Here is a 13,159-nt window from a genome sequence, read left to right as displayed (position 1 = left end):
ATCAGATTGCAGGGGGACAATCCTAAATGAATGGGGTGAATTTTATAAATCTCCTTTCAACCCACTGATTATCAGAAGACTAAAAACGTCTCCCCGGAGAAAAAATCCTACCGGGGTAAATACAATGCTTATATTAGAGCATGATTTGGAGGTGTTTTCTGTTCTTATGCCTGTTGTTCTCCGCTGCTTTTTTTCAAAGCAGTGGTCAGGATATCACCTTCTCACACCTCACCGTGGAAAACGGGTTGTCTCATAACGCAGGGCTGTCGATCACGCAGGACCAACAGGGTTTCCTCTGGGTAGGCACCCATTATGGCCTCAACCGGTACGACGGTTTCCGTTTTAAGATATACCGTCATCATGCGGGCGACAGCACCTCGCTGCCAGACAACCAGATCATGACGTTGTACCGCGACCGCCACAATACGCTCTGGATAGGCACTACCGGCGGACTGGCCAAATATGACCCGGTACATGACCGCTTTGAACGGGTACCACTGGAGCCCGCTCCCCGCCGTACCAATATCAACTGTATTTATGTAGACAGTAAAAACCGGCGCTGGGTGGGCGCCAACAACGGGCTTTTCCTGCAGGACGGGAAACGGCTGGTGCAGCTGACGCCAGGAAAAATCGCCGGTTATGTGGTCAAATGCGTGTACGAAGACCGTCACGGCAACATCTGGATCGGTACCAACAAAGGCCTCACCAAAATGACCGGCGACCAGTTTGAGACCTTCCGGCATGAAGACGGGCAAACGAACGGCCTCGCCATGAACTTCATCACCGCCATCACGGAAGACCGCTCCGGTAAATTGTGGATCGCTACCCAAACCGGTGGTATTAATATATATGATCCTGCTACCGGCCGTTTTTCGCTGCTGGCCCAGCCGGCCATTATTAATAATATCGTCCGCAGGATCGTTCCGGACAAAGCCGGCAACATGTGGATCGGCACACAGGAAGGCCTCAGTATCATCGATCCCGCTACACTGAGCGGACGCCACTACCAACAGGAAACCCACAACAACAACAGCCTTAGCCAGAATTCCATCCATAGTATTTATGAAGACAACAATGGCACCTGCTGGATCGGTACCTACTTCGGCGGCGTGAACATGGTGCGGCCCGACGGCAGCTCGTTTAAAGCCTGGCAGCAGCATCCCCCGCTGGACGGTATCAGCAATAATGTGATCAGCAGCATCCATGAAGATGCCCGCCACAACTACTGGATCGGCACCGAAGGCGGCGGCCTTAATTATTATGACCGCAGTACCGGCCGGTTCACCTATTATAAGCATGATGTCAATAATCCCGCAAGCCTCGGTTCCAACCTGGTGAAAATAGTCTATGAAGATAAAGATCACCACATCTGGACCGGCACCCACGGCGGGGGCCTGAACCTGTTGCAGAACGGCGGCTTCCGGCGTTACTTCTATAATCCCAAAGACCCTGCTACCTTTTCAGGGGAAGTAACATCCATGCTGGAAGACAGCAAGGGCCGCTTCTGGGTAGGCACCAACGTACAGCTATACCTGCTCCACCGCAGGGGGGTGGAACTGGAACAGCAGGCAGATACCGTATTGATGGGCATTGCCAAACGGCAGTCCATCCGTTGTATCCTGGAAGATAGCCGCCGGCGTATCCTTATAGGAACCATCAGCGGCCTCTATGTGCTGGAAGGCGATTCTGTACGGGTATTGCAACAAGGGTATATCAATTCCATACAGGAAGATGCCCGGCATAATATCTGGGTCAGCATGTATTTCGGCGGCCTTGTTAAATACAATGCGGCCCTGCAACGGGAACGGCGATACACGGAAAAAGACGGTCTGCCGAATGACAACGTACTGGGGCTGTTGGAAGATGACCAGCACTTTTTGTGGATCAGCACCCATAACGGGCTGACGCGGCTGGACCCCGCCCGCCACCGGTTCCAGACTTACACAGTCAGCGATGGCATTGCCGGCAACGTGTTCAACTACAATTCTTTTCTGCGGGACAGCCGCGGGGAATTCCTTTTCGGCGGATACAACGGCATCACCAGCTTCTTCCCGGAAAAAATCATCACCAATACCTATCCCGCGCCGATCCGTTTTACAGGGCTTCGTTTGTTCAACAACCCGGTGGGCATCGGCCCAAAAGATCAGTTGCTGAAAGAAGATATCAGTTACACGAAAGCGCTGCGTTTTCACCACAACCAGGATGTATTTACGCTGGAATTTGCGCTGCTCAATTATGTGAAGAGCAACAAAAACCGCTATGCTTACCGGCTGGAGGGCGGCGACGGCAACTGGATAGAAACCGTCAACCCGGCCGTGACCTATACGAACCTGTCTTCCGGTCATTATACTTTTTGGGTGAAGGGCGCCAACAACGATGGTATCTGGAGTGAGCCTGCTAAAATGGAGATCACCATCCTCCCGCCGTTCTGGCTGACGTGGTGGGCGTTTACCATCTATGCCCTGTGTATCGGCCTGCTGATTTTTTTCGTTACCCGCTTCGTTTTCCTCTGGGCGCTGCTGCACAAGGAAGAAGAGCTGCACCAGGTGAAACTGAATTTCTTCACGCATGTGTCCCACGAAATCCGGACGCACCTGACCCTGTTGCTCGTGCCGGTGGAGAAAATGATAGACACGCTGAAAAAAGACGACCCGTTACAGGCTACGCTGGCGCAGTTACGCAATAACGCCGACCGGCTGCTGAAGCTGGTGAATGAGCTGATGGACTTCCGCAAGGCGGAAACCAATCACCTGAAGCTGCATGTACAGGAGCAGGACCTGATCCCTTTCCTCGACCAGATCTACAACAGTTTCCGGGAGCTGTCGCTGGACCGTCAAATCAGCATGGCTTTCCGGCATGACATGGAACATGCGCAGGTATACTTCGACCGGGAGCAGCTGGAGAAGGTGTTCTTCAACCTGCTGACCAACGCTTTCAAATTCACGCCCGACGGCGGCAATATACAACTGCATGTATCGCAGGTAAGGCAAAACATTGTCATTACCGTTACCGACAACGGTCGCGGTATCGCCCCCGAATACCTGGACAAGCTGTTCACCAATTTCTTCCAGGTACAGGACCACGGTCTGCAGAATACCGGTTACGGCATCGGCCTGGCGCTGTCCAGAAACATTGTGGAGCAGCACAAAGGCACGCTCACAGTGGAAAGTGAACCTGCTGCCGCGGAGCGGGAAGGCCGTACCTGCTTCACCGTCACCCTGCCGCCGGGCGCCCGGCATTTCGAAGGCACGCAGCACATTGTAGGCGGAGAGCCGGCCATGCCGGCCGCACCGTTGAAGATGCTGATGCCGGCCGAAGACACTGAAGCGGCGGCCTCCGATAACCCGCAGCCTTTTACCATCCTCATCGTGGAAGACAATCCCGAGCTGCGCGCCCTTATCCGCCAGACGTTCCAGCAGCAGTACCAGGTGCTGGAAAGTGAGAACGGGGCTGCCGGTCTGACTATCGCCACCTCCCAGATCCCGGACATGGTGATCAGCGACGTCATGATGCCCGAGATGGACGGACTGCAATTCTGTACCGCGCTTAAAACAGATGAACGTACCAGTCATATCCCGGTGGTGCTGCTCACCGCCAAAAGTTCACAAGCCGACCACGTGAGCGGCCTCGAAACCGGCGCCGACCTCTATCTCACCAAACCTTTCAGCACGCGGGTGCTGGCGCTGAACGTACGCAACCTCATCGCTTCCCGTGAAAAGATGCGGGAACGTTACAGCCGGCAGCTGCAGGCAGAGACCGCTGTCCCGGACCCGCTGCCCAACAGCGTGGACAACGCTTTCCTGGAGAAAGTGATCGCCTTGGTGGAAGAGCATATGGACGATCCTGCCTTCGGCGTGGAGATGCTGGCCCGCAAAGTGGCCATGAGCCAACCGGTGTTATATAAGAAACTAAAAGCCGTGACGAACATGTCGGTGAACGATTTTGTGAAGTCGCTCCGCCTCAAAAAAGCGGCGGCGTTGATCCGTACCCGTCAGCATACCGTCTACCAGGTGGCCTATATGGTGGGGTATAACGACCGTAAGTATTTCAGCCGCGAATTCAAAAAACAGTTCGGTAAAACGCCTTCCGAGTTCGCGGAAGCCCCGGAATTGTGAAAATTCCCCCTATTCTCTTAGAAAAACCCCCCCCCCACCACAACGGCTATCCGTAGATTTGTTACAAATCCCACTGTTATGAAACTGAAAATGCTACTCTTTTTCGGGCTCCTGTGCTGTACCCTTGACGCAGCGGCCCAAACGGCATACACCACCATCATGGACCGTGTCCGGGAGGAGCTGTTGGCCCAGGCATCCAACACCACCACGCTGGACAACAACGTCACCGCCACACTGTCCACCTTACAGGCCAACGGCTCGTGGCCGGACGTCAGCTATGCCTACAGCTCCACCACCTACACGGCGGATGTGCATATCAACCGGGTGAAGGCTTTTGCGCAGGCCTACACGAAACCCGCCAGCACCCACTACCATAGCGGCACGCTGTTTACCGCCATCGTCAACAGCCTTACCTACTGGAACTCCGCCGATCCCAAAAGCTGGAACTGGTACCACAACGACATCTCCAACCCCCAGCGCATCGGCGAAATCCTCATCCTGCTGGAGACAGCGCCGCAGTCGCTCGGCAGCCTGCGCAGTGCGCTGCTTACGCAGATGAGCCGGGGCAACCCCAGCAAACAGACCGGGGCCAACAAGCTGGACGAAGCCATCCATTTTATGTACCGCTCCTGCCTTACCGCCAACGATTCGTTGATGCAGTACAGCGTGGGCGAAGCTTTTTATCCCCTGGTGCTTACCACCGCTGAAGGGATACAGCATGACCTGTCGTACCAGCAGCACGGCCCGCAGTTGTATATCTATGGCTACGGTACAGTATTCGTGGATGGGGAAACGAAAGTGGCCTACTATCTCCGGGGCACCCCCTACGCCCTGTCGGGCAACAGGCTGGCGCTCTTCAGCAGTTTCGTGCGTAACAGTTTTCTGAAAGCCATGCGCGCCAAATACATCGACTTCGGCACCAACGGCCGCAGCATCAGCCGGGAAAACAATCTGCAGGCGGGCGTTACCAGCCTGCTGCAAAAACTCAAAGTACTGGATACCGCCTATGTCAGTGAATACGACGACAACATTGCACGGCTCAGCGGCAGCCAGCCGCCCGGTTATCATTTACCCTCCCTCCACCATCATTTCTGGCGTTCGGACTACACCCAGCATCACCGCAGCGGTTACCTGTTCGGGCTACACCTCACTTCTACCCGTACCGCCAAACAGGAAAACGGCAACGGCGAAAACCTGAAAGGCTACTACCTGTCAGACGGGTCCACCCATATTGCCGCCAGCGGCAACGACTATTTCAATATCCCACCGGTATGGGATTGGAGCCGCATTCCCGGCACCACGGTGCCTTACATCACCACCATCCCGGTACGTGCGCCCTGGGGCGGTAACTTCGGCACTACCGCTTTTGCCGGCGGCGTGTCTGATTCACTGTACGGCGTGTCCGCGCTGCAGTTCTCCGATTACAACACACAAGCCCGCAAAGCCTGGTTCTTTTTCGATAAAGAAGTGGTGTGCCTGGGAGCAGGCATCAGTTCCACCGCCGCACAGCCAGTGAACACCACGGTGAACCAGTGCCTGCTCAGCGGCGCCGTGTCTGCCAGAATAGACGGCGTTGTGAATACCATCGGCAACGGCGCCTATAGTTATAACAACAACCTGAAATGGATCACGCATAACGGCATCGGCTACTATTTCCCTGCCGGCGGCCAGCTGCAGCTGAGCATGCAGTCGCAGTCCGGCACCTGGAGAAGCATCAACAACGGTGGCAGCACCACCGTACAGAACATGAACGTGTTCCAGCTCTGGTTCAATCATGGCAACGCCCCGGTGAACGGCACCTATGCCTATTACGTATTGCCCGGACAGGACATGAACACCTACGACACCACCGCTGTACGAATCGAACAAAACACGGCCGACATACAGGCCGTATATCATGCCGGTCTGAATATCCGGCAGCTGGTGTTTTACCAGGCCGGCACTTTCCATAAAGACTCCGTAACGATCACCGTCGACCGGGCCTGTGCCCTGATGCTGCATGATATTGGCACCAGCCATGTGAAAGTATCCGTCGCCGACCCGGCACAGTCTTCCGCACCGGTTAACATTTACCTGACCCTGCCGGGAATTCCGCAGATGCGCCACCTGGCCGCCAGCCTGCCTTCCGGACCCTATGCCGGCTCAACGGCCACCTACCAGGTGAACAATAACACACCGGTATATTCCGCTTCTACCATCACCGCCATCGCAGATGCATATGTGCGGGGAGGTAGCTACAATACCACCAATTACGGTACCGGCAACCTCGTACTCAAGCAGGACGGCAGCAGCAGCTACACCCGGGAAGTGTTCCTGAAGTTCAACGTCAGCGCCATACCGGCCGGCACCAACCTGGTAAAGCTCCGCATGTATGTCAACTACGCCAACACCAGCATCGCCACCGTGCCCTGGATAGCCCGGTACGTCAGCAACGACAGCTGGACAGAAACCGGTATCACCGACAGCAACAAACCCGCTGTCGTTAAAGCGGTAGACACCATCACAGGAAGAGGCGCGGGCAACTACGCCGAATGGGACGTGACAGACATCGCGCTTGCGGAAAAGGCAGCAGACGGAATCCTGACGCTGAAGCTAGTATCCGGACTGGCAGGCGCCACCACCGATGCGATCTTCATCTCCCGGGAGGGCAGTGATTCCACGCAACGGCCCGTACTCGTCTGCAGCAGTAACAACAACACCTTCGCCGCCATGATGGCGGCAGATAAAACCACCAGCGACGGGATTACGCTATCGCCCAACCCCGCTGCTGATCACATCAGGGTACAGACAGCCACGCCATGGCAACAGGCGGAGTTAAGAGATGCAGCCGGAAAAATACTGCGTACAGAAAAGCTAAACGGACGGCAACAATTTGAACTATCGTTGTCGAATATACGTTCCGGAATGTATTGGCTGGTATTAAGCGGCGGGGGTAAACAAGTGGTAAAAAAAGTCGTGAAACTGTAACTAGATTTCTTTAGGCGGGTATTCAATGCCCGCCTCTTTTATCAGATCATAGCCGTACTTCATGATCGTTTCGATAATGGGGATGGCTCTTCTTCCTTTCTCCGTCAGGCGGTACTCCACTTTCGGCGGCACCACCGGAAACACTTCGCGGCTGATAAGGTCTTTGCTTTCCAGTTCCCGCAACTGGCTGGTCAGCATTTTATCCGTAATATGCGGGATGTCTTTTTTCAGTTCGCTAAACCGCTGCGGTTTCTCCTGCAAACGCCACAGTATCGGCATCTTCCACGTCCCACCAATATGGCTCAACGCAAATTCGATCGGCGTGTAATACAGTCTCTTATCGTGAAAAAATTCAGGCATCCGGTTATTTCCCGCTAAAATACGAAACCTCTCCTGAAAGGGGATACTTACCAAAGAGAAAGTATCTCACGAAATCGTCAGTACAGCCGTTTACAACAGTCAAACTGCAACTTTGCCGGAAAAATTTTTCTATGCGTTCAGAAAAAAATCTCTGGTTGCTGGCATTGGGCGTGTTTGGTATTACCACTACTGAATTTGGGGTGATCGGGGTATTACCGGATATTGCGGCCGCCTTTCATGTCACCATTGACAAGGCTGGCTGGCTTCTCAGCGCTTTTGCGCTGATCGTAGCTTTCTTCGGCCCTTTTATGATGATGCTCTTTTCGAAGACCGACCGCAAAAGCCTGCTGCTTTTTTCACTGTTGCTTTTTGCGGTGGCGAATGTGCTCTCTGCTTTTGCCATGAACTTTTACCAGTTGCTGCTGATCAGAATGCTGCCGGCCTTTTTTCATCCGGTGTACTGGTCCATTGCGCTGTCTTTTGCGATCAATAACAGTAGTCGGCAGAACACTTCCAAAGCAGTCAGTATTATTTTCTCCGGTCTTACGGTAGCAACAGTGCTGGGCGTGCCTCTGGCCACTTTTGTTTCCGCGATGTTCAATTGGCAGGGCGCGTTTCTGCTTACCGCTCTCATTAACGTAGTAGCTTTCGCGGGCGTGAAGCGATGGCTGCCGCCAGTACCGGCAGACCAAAGGGAGGCAGCCGCATCACAGCAAAGTATTTTCCGTAACGGCCTGTTGTGGATCAATTTAATGCTGGCCTTTTTCATCATCACAGCGATGTATGCCACCTATGGTTACATGGCAGATTTTTTAAGGCAGGTATCTCACATGAACGGTAGTACGATCAGCATGATGTTGTTATTATTCGGTGTGGTAGGTATCGGGGGGAATTATCTCGCAGGGAGATATATGAGCAGACAGCCCTATGTGACCACGCTGTTGTTCCTGTTATTATTATCAGCAGTGCATGTGCTGTTATATTGGCTGGGTGGCACGCTCCTGCCGATGGTGCTGCTGATTGCCGTATGGGGACTGATTCATGCCGGCGGTTTTCTTATCAGCAATATACAGGTGACCAGCTCCGTGCCAGAGGGGTCGGAGCTGATCAATAGTATTTTTACCTCGTGTGGCAACTTCGCCGTCACGGCCGGCGCTTTACTCGGCGGGCACTGGATTGCTGGCTACGGCATCGCCAACGTGGTTTGGGCCAGCGTGGGATGTCTGATCATCGCACTCCTTGTCTTGCTGTTCAAACGGCTAAAATATCGTCGTCCGGGGCTTTAGCGCCGGGATAGTTATGGTTTCACCCAGAACAGGTCCGGGTTGTTGGTCACCTGGTAGCGGTAGCCGTTTTTCATCATACTATCTGCCTTAGTACTCTCCTGGTTCAGCGCATCCAGCGGCACCAACTGTACATAAGCTGGCCATTTACCGGTTTCCGCATTGTATACACTGGCAACCGGTGTTTCCAGGCGGTAGAGGTTCTTGGCCATATAGGTTTCCAGGTATTGTTCTTTAGTGCTCGAATTTTTCCGGTTCCAGTTGGCATCGGGATTCAGGATCAGCGGTTGTCCGCTGATCAGCTTTTCCCTTACTTCACCCGGACCCAGCAGTTCTCCTTTTTCATTCATCACATAGGCGTTGAAGGTAGGGTCCATCCAGAGCCACTTTTGTTTATCTGTTGAATACACCATGTTGATCACATGACAGTCATCGAACTTCAACTCTTTGGGCATACAGGTTAAAAACCTGGATTTGAAGCCCATCGCAAGATAACATTCATTTAATACGGTGGCCATCATGCGACAGTTAACGCCCCGGTTTTCCTTGTTGCAGACAGCTATAATATCCACAGCATTTTTCAGTTTGGGGTTATTACTGTTACCATCATGCCGGATGATATCATGTACCCAGTGCATCAGATTGATCATTTGGGAGATCTCATTGCCGTTGCCCGCGATGGAATCCAGTTTGAATTCCCGGCGGATATTTTTCAGCACCTCATCGTCGGCCGACTGATAAGTGAATGCCGGGACCTCTCTTTTATCGGCATAATTGTACTTCTTTGCCTTTTTTAGCATCTCCAGGCGGGGCAACTGATATTGTACCCTGGTCAATGCGGAATCTTTTCCGTTCAGGAGAATATAAAAGTCCTGCGGTTTGTCCTGCTTTACCTGGATGGAGATAGAATCCACGTCAGTATAGAAAACCACCTTCTTTGCTGAGGTGATGTAAATATCCGGTTTGGTAGCCGGCTCGATGGTCCAGACATTTTTGGAGAAATTGCGCCCGTCTTTAATACTGACGGTTGTAGCGTTGGCACGGATAACGGGCAATTGTTGCGCTAAAGCAGGGGCACTTAACCCTGCCAGCAGGAGTAATACAGGTAAGGACTTCATGTTTAGATCGATTTATAACAAACATATGTTGTAGTACAAAGACGATCGGGTTTAAAAAAAGTTGCAAAAAGTGTCGCTTATTTACAACGACACCTATAAAAATATTTTCCTGGAACGGCAAAACTCTGACAAACAGCGCTGTAACGTTCTGAATTGCATGGAATAAACATAATGGGTACCGCCCTTACGAATATACCGAAGCAGATAGTAGGACCCATGGTAACGGTAAAAGATGCCATTATCGTCCTGCTCCAGGATATTGATACCCTCTTTTTCAAAATCGGCAGCAATTTTTCCGATATCGGTAGAAAACCGGGCTTTTTTCAGCGCGTATATCCCGCCACTGGCCAGCTCCAGCGATCTGTTCCCGTTTTTATCCGTTTCTTCCACGGGATAATACTGGCTGTTCGGGTCATCGCTCGAAAAGATCAGGCTATCCATTACGCCAAATGAGTAAAAATTACTGCCGCCCGTATGGAATTCACGGATGCGGTAAGCAGGCGGTAAGGTGATGGCCAGCGCTCCCGCGGCCTGCTTCACCCCTTCGGTATTACAGCCCGGAAAATTATAGGCATCGCGGCTGATCCCCTTTTTCTCTGCTTTCAGGGAACGGAATACCGGTACCAGGGGAAGCAACTCCTCCGCGCTTTCCTTCTGCGCGGTAGCCATGCTAACATACCCGCCGGATACCGGCACGCTGTTGGTCAACAGGTAGCCGCCGGCCCCTTTCTCTTTCGTTTTCCAGTCGTAATAAGGATGGATGCTCAACCACAGGTTTTCTTCCTTCGCCACCGGCCAGAAACCTCTGTTAGACAATGAATCATTATCGTTAAATCCGGCATCGAAAAGATTAAAATCACTTTCCGGCCTATCCCCCGTTTTCGGCAGGAACTGGTAGCTATCGGCGGTGCGGACAATAAAATATTTGTCACGGGGCAACCGCAGGCTGTACGCGCCGAGGTTCACCTCCACATCAGTGTTTTCCGGGTTATTTTTCGGCAGATTGACCACCGGGTGTTCTTTAACAGCCTCCATCAGCTGGTGATGCACCAGCATTTTGGAAGCCTTTACCTTTTCCAGGAAAGCCGGTTCATTGTCGGCCGCCGGCTTACAAACGATGAAGCCGATGTTATTGTTATTGCCATAAATCAGCACTTTCAACTTACCATCCGCAATTTTGGGCGTTACCTCCCATTCCTTTTTCTCAGACAGTTTACTGCTGTCAAAAGACGCAGGCTGCAACCCCCTTTTATAGGCATCGTAATACAGGATGCTACCTGTTGTTGGGTCGTAGGTCAGGTAGTCCAGTGACGAAAACTCCTGCATCAGCGCGTCGAAAAACAACGAGGTAACGATAACAGGTTTGGTTTGCTCTACCTGCCAATAACTTTTTTGCGCAAAGGAAAGCATTGGGAAAAACAATAGTAATAAGGCGAATGATCTCATGGTTGGTGGGTCGTTGTCTTCTTCCTGATGTCAGGATCGTTAAAATAGTCTTCTGATTGGCTGTGAAAAGCAGGTACTACCTGGTTGTAGATCGTCAGCCGGCCTCTCCTTCCACTTTGTTTGACGCCATTTCTTGTTTCAGAGGCGGTTCCGTCGAGCGCTTCGTTTTCGATGGTCAGCCGGGCAACGACACCATTCTTTTTCCAGACGTACACGCTGCCGTTGTAACTTTTCTCCCGCACTTTTTTCTCCGTTCCCCATACGGCGCTCAGCTCTTTTCTGAGCGTTACCACATCCTCGTCGGAAAACACACCAGCCATCAGTTTCCCTTTCGGGCCGTGGTTGCCCACTTCAGCGACAAAAATGACCAGCCGGCCGGCTTTATCGGTGAGTAAACCGGGGTTCCGCAACGGAACAGTTTTGAAATAGACGACCGGCCGGATCGTCTCTTTGTTCCAGTCGATATTGTACCGGGGGCTGACAACGGTGGTGATTTGCTCCGGGACCTTTTCTCCATAGAGGCCTACGGTGTAATTCTGATTTTCATCAAAAGCGACGGTATCTGTCCGTATACCGGCAGTTTCCAGCTGTGGCCACACAGGCGCCGTCAACAGGCGGTCTATCTGCAATTGCTGTCCGTGAGCGTCGGGCGTCATGATTCCGGCAGTTAACAACAAGGTTGTAAAAACAGAAAAACGTATATGCTTCAAGGTATACATACTTCAAAAGTAGAGATTTTACCGGCAGCGGACCATCTCAACCAATATTCGCCGGGTTTGGTTTAATATTCGAATACGCTGGTCCGGCCTGGGTGTGGCAGAAAAAGCATCCGCTATTGTAACAATGGCACAATCTCTTTACCGATCAGCGCGATGGAGTTCATCAGTTTATCATGTGGAAGATTGGCGTTATCCATCTGGAAGGTAAAACGGGAGATGCCGCCCAGCGCTTCGCTGTGGCGACGGATTTTTTCCGCCACTTCCTGCGGGCTGCCCACCAGTAATGCGCCGGTGGGACCATTCTGCGCATCAAACTGAGGGCGGGTAACCGGTCCCCAGCCCCGTTCCCTGCCGATACGGGTAAACACTTCGGCGTAACCGGGGAAAAACTCATCTCTTGCCTGTTGCGATGTTTCGGCGATATATCCCAGGGAGTGCAGTCCCACCTGTAATTTTTCCTCGGGATGCCCGGCTTTCCGGCCGGCTTCGCGGTAGAGGTCTACCAATGGCCTGAACCGGTGCGTTTCGCCACCGATTACCGCCACCATCAGCGGTAGTCCCAACGTGCCTGCCCGTACGAAAGACTGCGGCGTGCCGCCAACACCCACCCACACGGGCAGCGGCTCCTGCACCGGTCGCGGATAAATAGGCGCATTTTCCAGCGGCGCCCTGAACTGACCGCTCCATTCCACACGCTCTTCATCCCTGATCTTCAGGAGCAGGTCCAGCTTCTCTGTAAACAAGGCATCATAGTCATCGAGGTTATATCCGAAAAGCGGAAAGGCTTCTATGAAGGAGCCGCGGCCCACCACCATCTCCGCCCTTCCTTTGGAAATGATGTCCAGTGTGGCGAAGCTCTGGAATACCCGTACGGGGTCGGCGGCGCTCAATACAGTAACGGCGCTGGTAAGCCTGATCTGCTTTGTCCGCGCCGCAGCCGCTGCCAGTATCAGCGTAGAAGCTGAATCCAGGAATTCACGGCGGTGATGTTCTCCCAGTCCAAATACCGCAAGGCCTGCCTCGTCTGCCAGCACCATCCGCTCCAGGAGGTTGTCCATCTCTTTCATATCAGCAGCGGCGTTGTGGCCGCCGGTTTGCGATTTCGTGGCAGCAAAGCTGTCGATCCCTATTTCCATGTGATGTGTTTATCC

8 protein-coding genes are annotated in these 13,159 nt (G+C 52.9%); 3 read left to right on the top strand and 5 right to left on the bottom strand.

Features of this window, described 5'->3' with window-relative positions:
- Window positions 1-140 precede the first annotated feature (140 nt).
- Both B5D63_RS06865 and B5D63_RS06860 read left to right on the top strand, forming a co-directional pair.
- Complete coding sequence (locus B5D63_RS06865; protein ID WP_235021473.1) at window positions 141-4,115, top strand: hybrid sensor histidine kinase/response regulator transcription factor; 3,975 nt, start codon at window positions 141-143, stop codon at window positions 4,113-4,115.
- 78 nt (window positions 4,116-4,193) lie between these two features.
- A complete protein-coding gene (locus B5D63_RS06860) occupies window positions 4,194-7,082 on the top strand; it encodes a polysaccharide lyase family 8 super-sandwich domain-containing protein (protein WP_078667976.1) in 2,889 nt (962 codons plus the stop codon).
- On the opposite strand, the gene B5D63_RS06855 is transcribed toward B5D63_RS06860, so the two are convergent.
- Window positions 7,083-7,442 (bottom strand): winged helix-turn-helix transcriptional regulator, encoded by a 360-nt coding sequence (locus B5D63_RS06855; RefSeq protein ID WP_078667975.1) that lies wholly within the window; start codon window positions 7,440-7,442, stop codon window positions 7,083-7,085.
- Window positions 7,443-7,573: 131 nt separating this feature from the next.
- On the opposite strand from B5D63_RS06855, the gene B5D63_RS06850 reads away from it, so the two are divergent.
- The gene (locus tag B5D63_RS06850) at window positions 7,574-8,728 is read left to right on the top strand and encodes an MFS transporter (RefSeq protein ID WP_078667974.1); all 1,155 of its coding nucleotides are present in this window, start codon (window positions 7,574-7,576) and stop codon (window positions 8,726-8,728) included.
- 11 nt (window positions 8,729-8,739) lie between these two features.
- On the opposite strand, the gene B5D63_RS06845 is transcribed toward B5D63_RS06850, so the two are convergent.
- The 4 genes from B5D63_RS06845 to B5D63_RS06830 all read right to left on the bottom strand — a co-directional run bounded on the left by B5D63_RS06845 (window position 8,740) and on the right by B5D63_RS06830 (window position 13,144).
- Entirely contained in the window at window positions 8,740-9,843 is a 1,104-nt protein-coding gene (locus tag B5D63_RS06845; protein WP_078667973.1) for a transglutaminase domain-containing protein, read from the bottom strand.
- A 93-nt stretch (window positions 9,844-9,936) separates the two neighbouring features.
- On the bottom strand, window positions 9,937-11,289 hold the full coding sequence (locus B5D63_RS06840) for a hypothetical protein (protein ID WP_143312790.1): 1,353 nt from the start codon (window positions 11,287-11,289) through the stop codon (window positions 9,937-9,939).
- Complete coding sequence (locus B5D63_RS06835; protein WP_143312789.1) at window positions 11,286-11,945, bottom strand: hypothetical protein; 660 nt, start codon at window positions 11,943-11,945, stop codon at window positions 11,286-11,288. The genes B5D63_RS06840 and B5D63_RS06835 overlap by 4 nt, the downstream gene beginning before the upstream one ends.
- A gap of 176 nt (window positions 11,946-12,121) precedes the next feature.
- Window positions 12,122-13,144, bottom strand: coding sequence for an LLM class flavin-dependent oxidoreductase (locus B5D63_RS06830; protein ID WP_078667970.1), 1,023 nt, complete (start codon window positions 13,142-13,144; stop codon window positions 12,122-12,124).
- Window positions 13,145-13,159 lie beyond the last annotated feature (15 nt).

Origin of the sequence: Chitinophaga eiseniae (assembly GCF_900167135.1) — a bacterium.
Lineage (GTDB): Bacteria > Bacteroidota > Bacteroidia > Chitinophagales > Chitinophagaceae > Chitinophaga > Chitinophaga eiseniae.
The sequence above is the reverse complement of the archived record's forward strand: the minus strand, read 5'-3'. Positions and strand labels throughout refer to the sequence as shown.